The sequence below is a fragment of the Intrasporangium mesophilum genome, from assembly GCF_054783095.1.
In genome coordinates this window covers 624,147-640,000 of sequence record NZ_BAAGRF010000029.1, presented here as the reverse complement: position 1 = coordinate 640,000, position 15,854 = coordinate 624,147, and the positions used below count along the sequence as shown (strand labels likewise).

Here is a 15,854-nt window from a genome sequence, read left to right as displayed (position 1 = left end):
TACACCGGACACATCCAGAGATGGGTGCTTCTTCGGACTGGTGTACAGGTGGTGCATGGTTGTCGTCAGCTCGTGTCGTGAGATGTTGGGTTAAGTCCCGCAACGAGCGCAACCCTCGTTCTATGTTGCCAGCACGTGATGGTGGGGACTCATAGGAGACTGCCGGGGTCAACTCGGAGGAAGGTGGGGATGACGTCAAATCATCATGCCCCTTATGTCTTGGGCTTCACGCATGCTACAATGGCCGGTACAAAGGGCTGCGAAACCGCGAGGTGGAGCGAATCCCAAAAAACCGGTCTCAGTTCGGATTGGGGTCTGCAACTCGACCCCATGAAGTCGGAGTCGCTAGTAATCGCAGATCAGCAACGCTGCGGTGAATACGTTCCCGGGCCTTGTACACACCGCCCGTCAAGTCACGAAAGTCGGTAACACCCGAAGCCGGTGGCCCAACCCTTGTGGGGGGAGCCGTCGAAGGTGGGACTGGCGATTGGGACTAAGTCGTAACAAGGTAGCCGTACCGGAAGGTGCGGCTGGATCACCTCCTTTCTAAGGAGCATTAAGCCCCGCTGCCGGCGAGTGTCTGGTGGGGGGTGCTCATGGGTGGAACATCGATTAGTTGGCGCCGTGCCCGGCCGTTGGCCGCTAGTACAAGCTGGTCTGCACCTTGCGTGTGGGTTTCAGCAGTGGAACGTGGTGGTGGTGGGGTTGGGGTGCTTGACACGTTGTTGGGTCCTGAGGGATCGGGCTTGTCCTGGCTTCTCTGTGGGGTGTCCTGGCGCTGGTGGCCGTGTGGTGGCCGGCGTCTGGGGTGTCTCTGCTGGGGGGTTGGGGCTGGTTGGTTCTTCTGGTTGAGTGTGTGGGCCTTCTGGCTGGTCCGACCGTGTGTCGGGTCCGGGTGGGGGGTGCCGGTTGTATGTTGAGAACTTCACAGTGGACGCGAGCATCTTTGTGGCCAAGTTTTTAAGGGCACTCGGTGGATGCCTTGGCACCAGGAACCGAAGAAGGACGTAGGAATCTGCGATAAGCCTCGGGTAGTCGATAACCAGACTGTGATCCGAGGATTTCCGAATGGGGAAACCCGGCTGGAGGCAAGTCCAGTCACCCGCACCTGAATATATAGGGTGTGTGGAGGGAACGTGGGGAAGTGAAACATCTCAGTACCCACAGGAAGAGAAAACAAGAGTGATTCCGTGAGTAGTGGCGAGCGAAAGCGGATGAGGCTAAACCGGGCGTGTGTGATAGCTGTCAGGCGTTGCATGTCCGGGGTCGTGGGACCCGCTTACCGGTGCTGACATGCCGGTGGGGAGTGAGAAATCTGCGTCATAGTCGAAGAGCATTGAATGGCTCGGCATAGAGGGTGCGACCCCCGTAGACGAAATGGTGTGGACTCCCGGTGGGGATCCCAAGTAGCACGGGGCCCGAGAAATCCCGTGTGAATCTGGCAGGACCACCTGCTAAGCCTAAATATTCCCTGGTGACCGATAGCGGACAAGTACCGTGAGGGAAAGGTGAAAAGTACCCCGGGAGGGGAGTGAAATAGATCCTGAAACCGTGTGCCTACAATCCGTTGGAGCCTCCCCCCGTTGGGGGTGTGGGGTGACAGCGTGCCTTTTGAAGAATGAGCCTGCGAGTTAGTGCTCAGTGGCGAGGTTAACCCGTGTGGGGAAGCCGTAGCGAAAGCGAGTCCGAATAGGGCGTCATAGTCGCTGGGTCTAGACCCGAAGCGGAGTGATCTACCCATGGCCAGGTTGAAGCGCAGGTAAGACTGCGTGGAGGACCGAACCCACTTAGGTTGAAAACTGAGGGGATGAGCTGTGGGTAGGGGTGAAAGGCCAATCAAACTCCGTGATAGCTGGTTCTCCCCGAAATGCATTTAGGTGCAGCGTCACGTGTTTCTTACCGGAGGTAGAGCTACTGGATAGCCGATGGGCCTCACCAGGTTACTGACGTTAGCCAAACTCCGAATGCCGGTAAGTGAGAGCGTGGCAGTGAGACTGCGGGGGATAAGCTCCGTAGTCGAGAGGGAAACAGCCCAGATCACCAGCTAAGGTCCCTAAGCGTGTGCTAAGTGGGAAAGGATGTGGAGTTGCTGTGACAACCAGGAGGTTGGCTTAGAAGCAGCCACCCTTCAAAGAGTGCGTAATAGCTCACTGGTCAAGTGATTCCGCGCCGACAATGTAGCGGGGCTCAAGCACACCACCGAAGCTGTGGCATTGACACACTGCTCGGCACCGGCACCTGCGGGTCCGGTGTCCAGGCGTGTTGATGGGTAGGGGAGCGTCGTGTTGCCAGGGAAGCGGCGGAGTGATCCAGCCGTGGAGGCTACACGAGTGAGAATGCAGGCATGAGTAGCGAATGACGGGCGAGAAACCCGTCCGCCGAATAACCAAGGGTTCCAGGGTCAAGCTAATCTGCCCTGGGTAAGTCGGGACCTAAGGCGAGGCCGACAGGCGTAGTCGATGGACATCCGGTTGATATTCCGGAACCGGCGAAGAACCGCCCCTGATGAACCCCGTGATGCTAAGTGCCTGAAGCACGCCCAACTGACCCTTCGGGGTCACCGGGTGTGTGGAGCGCACGAACCGACCGGGTAGTAGTCAAGCGATGGAGTGACGCAGGAAGGTAGCCGCCGCGTGGCGATGGTTGTCCACGTCTAAGGGTGTAGGGCGAGATCCAGGCAAATCCGGATCTCATACAAGCCTGAGACCTGACAGTGACCGCGAATGCGGGAAGAGGGTGATCCTATGCTGCCGAGAAAAACTTCTAGCGAGGTTCGAGCCGCCCGTACCCCAAACCGACTCAGGTGGTTAGGTAGAGAATACCAAGGCGATCGAGTGAATCGTGGTTAAGGAATTCGGCAAAATACCCCCGTAACTTCGGGAGAAGGGGGGCCCTGATCGTGAACCCACTTGCTGGGGGAGCGTGATCGGCCGCAGAGACCAGGGAGAAGCGACTGTTTACTAAAAACACAGGTCCGTGCCAAGTCGCAAGACGATGTATACGGACTGACGCCTGCCCGGTGCTGGAACGTTAAGGGGACCGGTTAGCACGCAAGTGCGAAGCTGAGAACTTAAGCGCCAGTAAACGGCGGTGGTAACTATAACCATCCTAAGGTAGCGAAATTCCTTGTCGGGTAAGTTCCGACCTGCACGAATGGCGTAACGACTTCTCCACTGTCTCAACCACGAACTCGGCGAAATTGCACTACGAGTAAAGATGCTCGTTACGCGCAGCAGGACGGAAAGACCCCGGGACCTTTACTACAGCTTGGTATTGGTGTTCGGTACGGCTTGTGTAGGATAGGTGGGAGACTGTGAAGCCGTCACGTCAGTGATGGTGGAGTCAACGTTGAAATACCACTCTGGTCGTTCTGGATATCTAACCTCGGTCCGTGATCCGGATCAGGGACAGTGCCTGGTGGGTAGTTTAACTGGGGCGGTTGCCTCCTAAAAGGTAACGGAGGCGCCCAAAGGTTCCCTCAGCCTGGTTGGCAATCAGGTTTTGAGTGTAAGTGCACAAGGGAGCTTGACTGTGAGACAGACATGTCGAGCAGGGACGAAAGTCGGGACTAGTGATCCGGCGGTGGCTTGTGGAAGCGCCGTCGCTCAACGGATAAAAGGTACCCCGGGGATAACAGGCTGATCTTGCCCAAGAGTCCATATCGACGGCATGGTTTGGCACCTCGATGTCGGCTCGTCGCATCCTGGGGCTGGAGTAGGTCCCAAGGGTTGGGCTGTTCGCCCATTAAAGCGGTACGCGAGCTGGGTTTAGAACGTCGTGAGACAGTTCGGTCCCTATCCGCTGTGCGCGTAGGAAACTTGAGAAAGGCTGTCCCTAGTACGAGAGGACCGGGATGGACGAACCTCTGGTGTGTCAGTTGTTCTGCCAAGAGCACCGCTGATTAGCTACGTTCGGAAGTGATAACCGCTGAAAGCATCTAAGCGGGAAGCACGTTTCAAGATGAGGTTTCCAGGCCCGCGAGGGCGAGAGGCTCCCAGCTAGACGACTGGGTTGATAGGCCGGACGTGGAAGCACAGCAATGTGTGGAGCTGACCGGTACTAATAAGCCGATAACTTGACAACAAAGATGCTACGCGTCCACTGTGCAGTTCCCGAGATACAAACGGGACACACCCACACAACATTTGATATCTCCATAGAGTTTCGGCTGTCATAGCGAAGGGGAAACGCCCGGCTCCATTCCGAACCCGGAAGCTAAGCCCTTCAGCGCCGATGGTACTGCACTGGTGACGGTGTGGGAGAGTAGGACGCAGCCGGACACACTTTCAAGAAGACCCCGCCCGGGTGACCGGGCGGGGTCTTCTGCATGCCCCGAGTTCGTTCGAGGTATTCGGGTCGAGGTGAAAGGTCGCCGCATAGGCCGGCCTAATACCTCGAACGGGGGTGGGCGCCGGGACTCGAATACCTCGACTCGAATACCTGGACTCGAATACCTCGGGCGGGGCAGGGCGTAGGGTTGCCTCGTGCCCGAACTCATCCCCACCCCGACGCGAATCCCCGTTCCTGGCGGCAAGGTCATCAACGAGCACGTCGGTGCCGTGACGACCCCGGATGCCGGCCTGCAGTCCTCCGTTTCCGTGGCGCACATGGTGGCTCCCGGCGGCTGGACCGAGCCGTTCCAGACACCCGACTTCGACGAGATCACCCTCGTGCTCAAAGGGACCGTCCTCATCGACCACGACGGCGGGACGCTCGAAGTCGCCCAGGGCCAGTCCGTCATCACCCACGGCGGCGAGCGGATCCGCTACTCGTGCGGCCCCGAGGGTGCGGAGTACGTCGCCGTGTGCCTGCCCGCGTTCACGCCCGAGTCGGTGCACCGCGAGGGCGACGGGTCATGACGCCCGACGAGATCCGCCAGGCGCCCAAGGTCCTGCTCCACGACCATCTGGACGGCGGCCTGCGCCCCCAGACGATCATCGAGCTCGCCGACGAGTGCGGGTACGACGCGCTCCCGGCCCACGACGCCGCCAGCCTTGGGGCGTGGTTCCGGGAGAGTGCCGACTCGGGTTCGCTGCCGCGGTACCTCGAGACCTTCGACCACACGCTGGCCGTCATGCAGACCCGGGAGGGCCTGTACCGGGTGGCCAGCGAGTGCGCCCAGGACCTTGCTGCCGACGGTGTCGCCTACGCCGAGAGCCGGTATGCCCCCGAGCAGCACCTCACCCGCGGCCTGACCCTCGAGGGTGTGGTCGAGGCCGTCAGCGCAGGACTGCGCGACGGTGAGGCAAAGGCCGCGGCGGCCTGCACCCCGATCCGGGTGACCTCGCTGCTCACCGCCATGCGCCACGCTGCGAAGTCCACCGAGATCGCCGAGCTGTCGATCCGCTACCGCGACGACGGCGTCTCCGGGTTCGACATCGCGGGCGCCGAGGCCGGATACCCACCGACCCGGCACCTCGACGCGTTCGAGTACCTGCGCCGCGAGAACGCCCACTTCACGATCCACGCCGGCGAGGCATTCGGGCTCCCGTCGATCTGGGAGGCGATCCAGTGGTGCGGCGCCGACCGGCTCGGCCACGGCGTCCGCATCGTCGATGACATCACGATCGACGGCTCGCCGTTCGGGGAGTGGCTGGAGGGCAACAGGGAGGACCCCCACGCCCTCACGCAGCTGGAACTCGACCGCGTGCGCCTGGGGCGCCTGGCGGCATACGTCCGGGACATGCGGATCCCGCTCGAGATGTGCCCGAGCAGCAACCTGCAGACCTCAGCCGCCCTGTCGATCTCGCTCCACCCGATCACGCTTCTCAAGCGCCTGCGGTTCCGCGTGACGCTCAACACCGACAACCGGCTGATGAGCGACACGTCGATGAGCAAGGAGTTCCGGCTCCTACAGGACTCGGCCGGCTGGGACCTCGCCGACCTGCGCTGGGTCACGATCAACGCGATGAAGTCGGCGTTCATCCCCTTCGACGAGCGCCTCGCCTTCATCGACGACGTCATCAAGCCGGGGTATGCCGTGCTCGGTATCGAGGCGTCGCCCCTCATCCAGCCGACCGCCTAGCCAGTCGATGTCGCCGACCGGCTAGGTGCCGACCGGCTAGGTGCCGACCGGCTAGGCGCCCTGGCCGACCGGCTTGTCGCTGTCGCCGCCGCGCACTCCGTCGGCCTCGCCGAGCCGGAGAGCGGCGGTCACTGCGGCCTCGACGTGCAGTCGAGTCGTCGGAAAGACCGGGACAGGGGAGTCGGCAGGCCCGACGAGCAGCTCGATCTCGGTGCAGCCGAGGATGATGCCCTCGGCCCCCGCGTCGACGAGACGGGCGATGATCTCGCGGTACGCCTGTCGCGACGGTTCGGTGACCACGCCGAGGCAGAGCTCGTCGTAGATGACGCGATGCACCACGGCGCGGTCGTCGGCAGGCGGAACGATCACCGTCAGGCCGTGCGCGGCGAGCCGGTCCCGCATGAAGTCCTGCTCCATCGTGTATGCCGTCGCGAGCAGTCCCACCCGCGAGACGCCGGCGCGACGGACGGCCTCGGCGGTGATGTCTCCGATGTGCAGGAACGGGATGGTCACCGCGGTCTCGATCGGCCCGGCCACCTTGTGCATCGTGTTCGTGCAGAGCACGAGCAGCTCGGCCCCACCGGCCTCGAGGCCCGCTGCGGCTGACGCGAGCAGCCGCCCTGCGGCGTCCCACTCGCCATCGGCTTGCATGCGCTCCACCTCGGCGAAGTCGACCGAGTGGACCAGCAGCCGGGCCGAGGCAAGCCCACCGAGCCGGTCGCGGACGAGCTCGTTGGCGAGCCGGTAGTACTCCGCGGTCGACTCCCAGCTCATCCCGCCGAGCATGCCGATGAGTCTCATGTCGCTGCTCCTGGCGCTGCCAGTCGGCTGAGCTCGGACTCGGCCGCGCGGGGAGCGATGCACCGTGCGCCGTGCGCTTGGGCCTCGGCGACGACGCGTGGCTCGTCGCGCCACAGCACCAGCCCGCGTCGCACGAGGATGTGTGGTGGTTTGCGACGCTCGGCCAGGTCCCTCAGGAAGCGGCGCACCGCCGTGACCGTGCGGTTCTGGCGCACGCAGAGCGCGTCGGCGAGCAGGCCCTCGGAGGTCAGCGGTGCAACGAGCCGGCCGGCGAAGAGCCCCTCGGCCAGGATGAAGTCGCCCGCCTGCGCCTCGACGACGTGGCGGCCGGTGACCGACGACGTGCTGATGTCGTAGACGGGCAGCTCGACCAGCCCGTGGTCGACGAGCTCCCGGAGCGCGGCCACCGCCGCGTCGGCGTTCCAGGAGTCGACATGGTCCCAGTCGGCGATGCCGAGCGGCGACCGCGGGAGTCGCGGGTCGTCGACCTCGCGGTAGAAGTCGTCCAGCCGGACCACCGGCCAACCGTGCGCAGTGCTCAGCCGCGCCGACAGCCGGCTCTTGCCCGCCCCGCTGGGGCCGGTGACGAGGATGACGCGGTGGCGTCCGTGGGGTGCTGGACGGCCGGGAGGGCGACTGCCCGGTGGGGTGGTGTCGGCGGATCCCAACGGTCGAGCCCGTGCCCGCTGCTCAGAGACCCTTGGGGTGCCAGACCGTCTTCGTCTCGACGAAGGCACGGATCCGGCCGAGGCCCGGGTCGGCGGTCCAGTCCGGCTCGACCGGGGTGCCGTCGGCCAGGGCCGGGCGGTAGACCCGCTTGAGGTTGCCGGCCGCGTCCGCCTCGAGACCGGCCCAGTCGACGCCCTCGGCGCCGGCGACCCCGGTGAGGTCGATGGCGTTGACGTCCCGGTGTGCGGCCAGCCACGACGCGACCTCGGCCGTGCGCGCCGTCACGATGTTGACCACGCCGCCCGGCACGTCGGACGTCGCGAGCACCTCGCCGAACGTCACCGCCGGCAGGGGACGGTCGGTCGACGAGACGACCACCGCGGTGTTACCCGACGCGATCACCGGGGCGACGACGGATACCAGCCCGAGCAGCGAGCTCGCCTGCGGGGCAAGGACGCCCACGACGCCCGTGGGCTCCGGCGCAGACACGTTGAAGAAGGGGCCGGCGACCGGGTTGAGGTTGCCGAGGACCTGGGCGATCTTGTCGGTCCACCCGGCATACCAGACCAGCCGGTCGACGGTCGCGTCGACGACAGCGGATGCAGCGCGGACCGTGAGGCCCTCGCCGGCGCTCACCTCGTCGACGAACTGGGCCCGGCGGCCCTCCAGCACCTCGGCGGCTCGGTAGAGCACCTGGCCGCGGTTGTACGGCGTCGCACCGGACCAGCCGGCCAGGGCGGAGCGTGCTGCGACGACGGCGTCTCGGATGTCCTTGCGGGAGCCGAGGGAGGCGTTGGCGAGGAACTCGCCCTTGGCGGATACCACCTCGTAAGACCGCCCGGACTCGCTCCGGGGGAACTTGCCCCCGATGTAGAGCTTGTACGTCTTGCGGACGTCGAGGCGCGTCATCGGGTGGCTCCAGTCAAGCTCGCAGGGCTGGTGGTGACATAGGCTTCGAGGCCATGCCGGCCGCCTTCGCGGCCGTAGCCGGACTCCTTGTAGCCGCCGAACGGCGACGTCGGGTCGAAGCGGTTGAAGGTGTTGGCCCAGACCACACCGGCACGCAGCTGGTCGGCCATCCAGAGGATCCGGGATCCCTTCTCGGTCCAGACGCCTGCCGAGAGGCCGTATGCCGTGTTGTTGGCCTTCGCGACCGCCTCCTGAGGCGTGCGGAAGGTCAGGACCGACAGGACCGGCCCGAAGATCTCCTCCGTCGCGACGCGGTGGGTCTGCGACACCCCGGTCAGGACGGTCGGCGGGAACCAGTAGCCCTTCGCGGGCAGGGTGCACTCCGGGCTCCAGCGGTCCGCCCCCTCGGCCACGCCGGCCTCGACGAGCGAGGTGATGCGGTCGAGCTGCGCCTTGCTGTTGATCGCGCCGAGGTCGCTGTTCTTGTCCATCGGGTCGCCGACCCGCAGGGTGCCGAGTCGGCGCTTGAGGCGGGCGACGACGTCGTCGTGGACGCTCTCCTGCACGAGCAGGCGCGACCCGGCGCAGCAGACCTGGCCCTGGTTGAAGAAGATGCCGTTGACGATGCCCTCGACCGCCTGGTCCACCGGGGCGTCGTCGAAGATGATGTTCGCCGCCTTGCCGCCGAGCTCGAGCGTCGCCTTCTTCCTCGTGCCCGCGATCGAGCGGGCGATGAGCTTGCCGACCTCGGTCGAGCCGGTGAACGCGATCTTGTCGACGTCGGGGTGCTCGACGAGGGCCTGGCCAGTCCGGCCGTCGCCAGTGACGATGTTGACCACGCCCGGCGGGAGCTCGGCCTGCTGACACACCTCGGCGAAGAGCAGAGCTGACAACGGCGTCGTCTCGGCAGGCTTGAGCACCACCGTGTTTCCGGTCGCCAGGGCCGGCGCGATCTTCCAGGCCAGCATCAGCAGCGGGAAGTTCCACGGGATGACCTGTGCGACCACGCCGTGCGGGCGGGGCGCCTCGGCCCCGGAAGGCGACAGGCCGGCATACTCCAGCTTGTCGGCCCAGCCCGCGTGGTAGAAGAAGTGCGCCGCGGCGATCGGGACGTCGACGTCGCGCGTCTCCTTGATCGGCTTGCCGTTGTCGAGGGTCTCGAGGACCGCGAACTCGCGCGACCGCTCCTGCAGGATGCGAGCGATGCGAAAGAGGTACTTTCCGCGCTCGGCGCCGCTCATCTTCCCCCAGACACCTTCGAAGGCGCGGCGCGCGGCAGCGACCGCCCGGTCGACGTCCTTGGGACCGGCCTGGCTGACCTCGGCCAGGACCGTCTCGTCGGCGGGGTTGACCGTCGCGAACGTCGCCTTGGGGCGGGTGAAAGCGCCGTCGACGAAGAGGCCGTACGACTTCTCGATGGTGACGATGGCGCGCGACTCGGGCGCAGGGGCGTACTCGAACGTGGGCATGATGTTCCTTCGTCGGTCAGTCGATCGTCACGTAGTCGGCACCGGAGTAGGCGCCCGTCGCGAGCTTCTGCCGTTGCAGGAGAAGGTCGTTGAGCAGGCTCGATGCGCCGAAGCGGAACCAGTCCGGCGACATCCAGTCGTCGCCCGCGATCTCGCTGACCATGACGAGGTACTTGATCGCGTCCTTCGCGGTGCGGATGCCTCCGGCGGGCTTGACGCCGACCTGCACGCCCGTGAGCTCGCGCCAGTCGCGGACCGCCTCGAGCATGACCAGGGTGACCGGGAGCGTCGCGGCCGGCTGGACCTTGCCCGTGGAGGTCTTGATGAAGTCACCGCCCGCGAGCATGGACAGGTAGGACGCACGGCGGACGTTGTCGTGCGTGACGAGCTCGCCGGTCTCCATGATCACCTTGAGGTGCACGTCGCCGCACGCCTGCTTGACCTCGGCGATCTGGTTGAAGACCGTCAGGTAGTCGCCGGCGAGAAAGGCTCCGCGGTCGATAACCATGTCGATCTCGTCGGCTCCTGCAGCGACAGCGTCTCGCGTGTCGGCGATCTTCACCGGCATGCTCGCGCGTCCCGAGGGGAACGCCGTCGCGACCGCGGCGACGTGAATCCCGCTGTCGCCCAAGGCTTCCTTCGCGGTTGCGACCATGTCGCCGTAGACACAGACCGCAGCGGGTCTCGGGGTCGTCGCGTCGAGCGGGTCGGGCACGAGCGCCTTGGCGCACAGCGAGCGCACCTTGCCGGGCGTGTCGGCGCCCTCGAGCGTCGTGAGGTCGATCATCCCGATGGCGGTGTCGATCGCCCATGCCTTGCTCGTCGTCTTGATGGAGCGGGTGCCAAGGGACGCGGCGCGGGCCTCGCAGCCGACCTGGTCGACTCCCGGCAGCCCGTGGACCCACGCGGTGAGCGCGTGGTTCGTCAGCCGCGACACACCCAGGACGTCGCGCGCGTGGGCGGTCAGTTCCTGCGCCGTGCGCGTCGTGGTGCTTACTGTCACCCGCCGAGTCTATCCACGGAATGAGACGGCCCGTGGCGGCTCCAGGCGCCCCGCAGAGGCACCGACCCGGCATACGCTGGCCGCCCGGCGATGTCATCATGCAGGCGCCGTGAGAGAGTCGAGGTGCGGCGTCGCGCACGGCGACCCGACGCAGCAGGAGGACCCCCACAGTGAGCCAGGACGCCACCGACCAGCCGTCCGACGACGCCAGGAACGCCGCCAAAGCAGCGGATGCCGCGAGCACAGCCGGCGCCCCGAGCTCGGCCCTCGCCTCGGGGCTCGGCCGCAGGCGCGACCTGCGCGACGCCCGGACGTTGCGGCCCGGCTCGGCCGTCGGGATCAGCGTTGCGGGCGGGATCGTCGGGCTGGCCCTGCTGGTCCCCGCCGTCGGCACGTCGCAGCGCAGCTGGACGCTGATCTCCTCCATCGTGCTCGGGCTCGTCCTGCTGTGGCTCTTCGTCTACCGCCCGTGCGCGGTCATCCACGCGGAGGGCATTCGCCTCGTCAACCCGATGCGCGTCGTCGACCTCACCTGGCCTGCGATCTCCGAGGTGCGGTCCCGCTGGACGCTCGAGCTCTTCTCCGACGGGAAGCGCTACACCGCGTGGGGCGTGCCCGCCGATCCTGGGCGCCCGAGGCACGGCAGGCAGCTGCTCACGATCCCGACCAACCGCCTCAAGCAGAAGTCCGCCGCCGATGCCGAGCCCAAGAAGCCGAAGCTGGACGCGCAGCTGGTTGCTGCGGAGGTCGAGGAGCGGATGGCAGCCGACCGCCGGCGCAAGGATGGGCGCACTCCACGGATCGCGGTCCAGCACTGGGACCCGGTCGCCGTGGGCCTCCTCCTTGCGGCAGTGGCCTTCTTCGTCATCGGCACCTTCGTCGTCTGACCGGGCGCCCGAGCTCGACAGGAGGCGTCAGAGCGCGGTGAGCCGCTCGAAGTCGGTGCGTATGCCGTCCATCCGGGCCTGCGCGGCCGCGCGCGACGCCGCGAGGCCCGACGCGTCCGGGACCGGCTCGATGACCTCGAGGTAGATCTTGACCTTGGGCTCGGTGCCGCTCGGCCGGACGATGACCCGTGAGTCGTCGGCGAGGTGGTAGCGCAGGCCATCGGTCGGCGGTAGCCCACCCTCGCCGAGAGCCAGGTCGTCGACCCGGTCGACGGCGACTCCCGCGACCTGTGTCGGCACGTCGGCACGCAGCCGGGCCATCAGGGGATCGATCTGGGCGAGGTCGGACACCCGCACCGAGAAGGAGTCGGTGGCGTGGACGCCATGCTCGACGGCGAGGTCGTCGAGCAGGTCGGTGAGCAGGCGGCCCTCCGCCTTCAGGGTCGCGGTCAGCTCCGCGAGCAACAGGGCCGCGCTGACGCCGTCCTTGTCGCGCACCAGGTGCGGCGCGACGCAGTAGCCGAGGGCCTCCTCGTAGCCGAAGCGCAGCCCCGGCACACGGGAGATCCACTTGAAGCCGGTGAGCGTCTCCACGTGGGCGATGCCGGCCGCGCGGGCGATGGACGCGAGCAGCCGGGACGACACGATCGAGCAGGCGAAGACGTCGTCGGGCCTGATGCCGCGCCGCACGATGTGCGCCCCGAGCAGCGCTCCGACCTCGTCGCCGCGCAGCATCCGCCAGTCGCCGATGGCGGGGTCACGGACCGCCGCGGCGCACCGGTCGGCGTCGGGGTCGTTGGCGATGACGATGTCGCACCCCATCGACCGGGCCTGACCGAGCGCCAGGTCGATAGCGCCCTTCTCCTCCGGGTTGGGGAACGCGACGGTCGGGAAGTCGGGGTCGGGCACGGCCTGCGCGTCGACCGGTGTCGGCGCCGGGAAGCCGGCTCTGACGAATGCAGCGTGGACGGTGCCGTGACCAACGCCGTGCAGGCTGGTGTGCACGCAGTCGAGGTCGCGCGGCGATGCGGGATCGACCACGGTGACGACCGCGTCGATGTAGTCCTCGAAAAGCCGGTCGCCGAGGACCTCCCAGCCATCGGCGGCTCGTGGCACGTCCGCGACCCGGTCGACGCGGGCGATGTGTGCGGCGATGTCCGCATCGGCCGGCGGGACGATCTGGCTCCCGTCGCCGAGATACACCTTGTAGCCGTTGTCCTGCGGTGGGTTGTGGCTGGCGGTCACCATGACACCCGCGTCGGCGCCGAGGTGGCGGATCGCGAACGCCAGGACGGGCGTGGGCAGCGGCTGAGGCAGCAGCAGCGCACGCCCTCCGGCGCCGACCACGACCGCCGCAGTGTCGCGCGCGAACACGTCGGAGTTGTAGCGAGCGTCGAAACCGATGACGACACAAGGACTGTCGCCGACGTCCCCCTCAGCCTTGAGATATGCCGTCAGGCCAGCAGCCGCTCGGATCACCACGCTGCGGTTCATCCGGTTGGGTCCGGCACCCAGGGCGCCGCGGAGTCCGGCGGTGCCGAACTCCAGCATCCCGGAGAAGCGGTCGGCGAGGTCGGCGCGCGCGGACTCGTCGCCGTCGACGGCCGACGTCAGGAGGGCGTCCAGCTCCTCGCGCGTGGTGGAGTCGGGGTCGTCGTCGCGCCAGGCTCGGGCGGCGGCGTACAGGGTCTCGGTGGAGTCGGTGGCGGTCATCAGATCCGCCCCACCACAGCCGCCAGGAGCCGCCCGCACCGCTCGGCTGCAGCCTGACCGGCCTCGAGGACCTCCTCGTGCGACAGAGGCGTGTCGGAGATCCCGGCGGCCAGGTTGGTGACGAGGGAGATGCCGAGCACGTCGAGGCCAGACTGCCGGGCCGCGATCGCCTCCAGCGTCGTCGACATCCCGACGAGGTCCCCGCCGATGGCCTTGGCCATCTGCACCTCCGCGGGTGTCTCGTAGTGCGGCCCCCGGAACTGGACATACACGCCTTCGTCGAGCCCCGGGTCGACCTCCCGCGCCAGCGCCCGGAGGCGAGGGGTGTAGAGGTCCGTGAGGTCGACGAAGTTCGCGCCCTCGATGGGGGAGTGTGCCGTGAGGTTGATGTGGTCGCGGATCAGCACGGGTGTGCCGGGGCCCCAGGCCGGGTTGAGGCCTCCGCACCCGTTCGTGAGCACGATCGTGGAGCAGCCCGCGGCCTTGGCGGTGCGCACACCGTGCACGACCGACCGGACGCCGCGCCCCTCGTAGAAGTGCGTCCGCGTCCCGAAGACCAGCGCTCGCCGCCCGGTGTCGCCGATGGCCACCGAGCGCATGCTGCCGGCATGGCCGGCGACCGCGGCCTTGTGGAAACCGGGCACGTCCGCGTTGTCGACGGTCGCGAGCGTCTCGCCGATCAGGTCGGCGGTCTGGCCCCAGCCGGAGCCCAGCACGAGGGCGACGTCATGTCGCTCGACGCCGGTGCGTTCCGCGATGACGGCGGCAGCCTGGGCCGCAACGTCGAAGGGGTCGGTGGCAGGGTCGCGGAGGTCAGCCGCAGAACTGGTCACGGACATGGACTCTAGCCGCCGTACTACCGCCCGGAGCAGGCATCGCCGGGATGGTTGGATGGTCTCCGTGATCACGCGTGAGACATCCGTTGTCATCATCGGCGGCGGCCCGGGCGGCTATGAGGCGGCGCTCGTGGCCGCCCAGCTCGGGGCGCAGGTCACGATCGTCGAGAAGGACGGGGTCGGGGGAGCGGCGGTGCTCACCGACTGCGTCCCGAGCAAGGCGCTGATCGCCACGGCCGACTACATGTCCGACTTCGAAGTGGCCTCGGGACTCGGGGTGCGGCTTCAGGACGACGAAGGCGACCAGGTGTCCGATGCGGTCGTCGAGGCCCGGACGGTCAACGGGCGCATCCTGGCGCTCGCAGCCGCCCAGAGCGCTGATATCCAGACCAGTCTCGAGCAGGTCGGCGTGACCGTGCTGCGTGGGCGGGCACGCATCGCCACGCGGGAGCTCGTGATGGCGGACCTTGCCGACGGCAGGACTGCCGAGCTGTCCGCCGACGTGATCCTGGTCGCCACCGGGGCGACGCCGAGGGTCATGCAGACGGCTCAGCCCGACGGCGAGCGGATCCTCACGTGGCAGCAGATCTACTCGCTCGACGAGCTGCCCGAGCGGATCATCGTCATCGGCTCCGGCGTCACGGGCGCCGAGCTCGCGCAGGCGTACCTCGGTCTCGGCTCGCAGGTCGTCCTCGTCTCGTCGCGCGACCGCGTGCTGCCAGGCGAGGACGCCGATGCGGCCTCGGTCATCGAGGACGTCTTCCGCAAGCGCGGGATGGAGGTGCTCAGCAAGTCACGCGCTGCGAGCGTCACCCGGTCCGAGCACGGCGTCGTCGTGACGCTTGAGGACGGGCGCACGGTCGAGGGCAGCCACGCCCTGCTTGCCGTCGGTTCGGTGCCGCAGACCCAGGGCCTCGGGCTCGAGGAGCTCGGGATCGAGCTCGGCCCCGCGGGGCACATCCAGGTCGACCGCGTGTCGCGCACCAACATCGGCGGGGTGTATGCGGCCGGCGACTGCACGGGTGTGCTGCCCCTTGCCTCGGTCGCCGCGATGCAGGGCCGGATCGCCATGTGGCACGCACTCGGCGACGCGGTGAACCCGCTCAACGTCAGGGGTGTGGCGGCGAACATCTTCACGGAGCCCGAGATCGCCACGGTCGGCATCTCCCAGCGGGCCGCCGACGAGTCAGCCGACGTCGAGTCGGTCATGCTGCCGCTGGCCCGCAACCCGCGCGCAAAGATGCAGGGCATCACCGACGGCTTCGTGAAGCTCTTCTGCCGCAAGGGCTACGGGACCGTCCTCGGTGGCGTCGTCGTGGCGCCCAAGGCTTCTGAGCTCGTCTACCCGGTGGCCCTGGCTGTGCAGAACCGGCTCAGCGTCGACCAGGTGTCCTCGACCATCACGGTGTACCCGTCGCTGTCCGGCTCGATCGCCGAAGCGGCCCGGCAGCTGCACCAGGCCGACTGAGGCGTCCTACATCCCGGGCGCGGCATGTGCGTTGGTCCACGGGGTGGAGCAACGCACAGGGTGGCGACACCACG

The 15,854-nt window shown here is 67.1% G+C and carries 11 protein-coding genes and 3 rRNA genes (1 of these 14 only partly in view); 7 read left to right on the top strand and 7 right to left on the bottom strand.

The window, feature by feature from the left end; translation table 11 throughout:
- From ACYVLP_RS22745 to ACYVLP_RS22725, 5 genes are all read left to right on the top strand, one after another.
- Positions 1–546, top strand: a 16S ribosomal RNA gene (locus tag ACYVLP_RS22745); it begins 976 nt to the left of the window's first position.
- Positions 547–950: 404 nt separating this feature from the next.
- Positions 951–4,083, top strand: a 23S ribosomal RNA gene (locus ACYVLP_RS22740).
- A gap of 80 nt (positions 4,084–4,163) precedes the next feature.
- Positions 4,164–4,280: ribosomal RNA gene (gene rrf / locus ACYVLP_RS22735) — 5S ribosomal RNA — on the top strand.
- Together the 16S, 23S and 5S rRNA genes form the textbook arrangement of a ribosomal RNA operon.
- A 204-nt stretch (positions 4,281–4,484) precedes the next feature.
- Positions 4,485–4,859, top strand: a complete 375-nt coding sequence (locus ACYVLP_RS22730; protein ID WP_460629573.1) for a cupin domain-containing protein — start codon at positions 4,485–4,487, stop codon at positions 4,857–4,859.
- Positions 4,856–6,025, top strand: coding sequence for an adenosine deaminase (locus ACYVLP_RS22725; RefSeq protein WP_460629572.1), 1,170 nt, complete (start codon positions 4,856–4,858; stop codon positions 6,023–6,025). Before ACYVLP_RS22730 ends, ACYVLP_RS22725 begins: the two co-directional genes overlap by 4 nt.
- Before the next feature lie 51 nt (positions 6,026–6,076).
- On the opposite strand, the gene ACYVLP_RS22720 is transcribed toward ACYVLP_RS22725, so the two are convergent.
- The 5 genes from ACYVLP_RS22720 to deoC all read right to left on the bottom strand — a co-directional run bounded on the left by ACYVLP_RS22720 (position 6,077) and on the right by deoC (position 10,876).
- Complete coding sequence (locus ACYVLP_RS22720) at positions 6,077–6,826, bottom strand: aspartate/glutamate racemase family protein (RefSeq protein WP_460629571.1); 750 nt, start codon at positions 6,824–6,826, stop codon at positions 6,077–6,079.
- Entirely contained in the window at positions 6,823–7,344 is a 522-nt protein-coding gene (locus tag ACYVLP_RS22715; RefSeq protein WP_460629570.1) for a uridine kinase family protein, read from the bottom strand. The genes ACYVLP_RS22720 and ACYVLP_RS22715 overlap by 4 nt, the downstream gene beginning before the upstream one ends.
- A 172-nt stretch (positions 7,345–7,516) precedes the next feature.
- Positions 7,517–8,404, bottom strand: a complete 888-nt coding sequence (locus ACYVLP_RS22710) for an aldehyde dehydrogenase family protein (RefSeq protein ID WP_460629569.1) — start codon at positions 8,402–8,404, stop codon at positions 7,517–7,519.
- On the bottom strand, positions 8,401–9,873 hold the full coding sequence (locus tag ACYVLP_RS22705) for an aldehyde dehydrogenase family protein (RefSeq protein WP_460629568.1): 1,473 nt from the start codon (positions 9,871–9,873) through the stop codon (positions 8,401–8,403). Before ACYVLP_RS22705 ends, ACYVLP_RS22710 begins: the two co-directional genes overlap by 4 nt.
- 16 nt (positions 9,874–9,889) lie before the next feature.
- Positions 9,890–10,876 (bottom strand): deoxyribose-phosphate aldolase, encoded by a 987-nt coding sequence (deoC, locus tag ACYVLP_RS22700; RefSeq protein WP_460629567.1) that lies wholly within the window; start codon positions 10,874–10,876, stop codon positions 9,890–9,892.
- 170 nt (positions 10,877–11,046) lie between these two features.
- Between deoC and ACYVLP_RS22695 the strand changes: the two genes are divergently transcribed.
- Positions 11,047–11,763 (top strand): PH domain-containing protein, encoded by a 717-nt coding sequence (locus tag ACYVLP_RS22695; protein ID WP_460629566.1) that lies wholly within the window; start codon positions 11,047–11,049, stop codon positions 11,761–11,763.
- 27 nt (positions 11,764–11,790) lie between these two features.
- Here ACYVLP_RS22695 and ACYVLP_RS22690 read toward each other — a convergent pair whose 3' ends face one another.
- Entirely contained in the window at positions 11,791–13,476 is a 1,686-nt protein-coding gene (locus ACYVLP_RS22690; RefSeq protein ID WP_460629565.1) for a phospho-sugar mutase, read from the bottom strand.
- Complete coding sequence (locus tag ACYVLP_RS22685) at positions 13,476–14,315, bottom strand: purine-nucleoside phosphorylase (RefSeq protein WP_460629564.1); 840 nt, start codon at positions 14,313–14,315, stop codon at positions 13,476–13,478. Before ACYVLP_RS22685 ends, ACYVLP_RS22690 begins: the two co-directional genes overlap by 1 nt.
- Before the next feature lie 52 nt (positions 14,316–14,367).
- On the opposite strand from ACYVLP_RS22685, the gene ACYVLP_RS22680 reads away from it, so the two are divergent.
- Positions 14,368–15,780 carry an NAD(P)H-quinone dehydrogenase gene (locus tag ACYVLP_RS22680; RefSeq protein ID WP_460629563.1) on the top strand — a complete coding sequence of 471 codons (1,413 nt, stop codon included), beginning with the start codon at positions 14,368–14,370 and terminating at the stop codon, positions 15,778–15,780.
- Positions 15,781–15,854 lie beyond the last annotated feature (74 nt).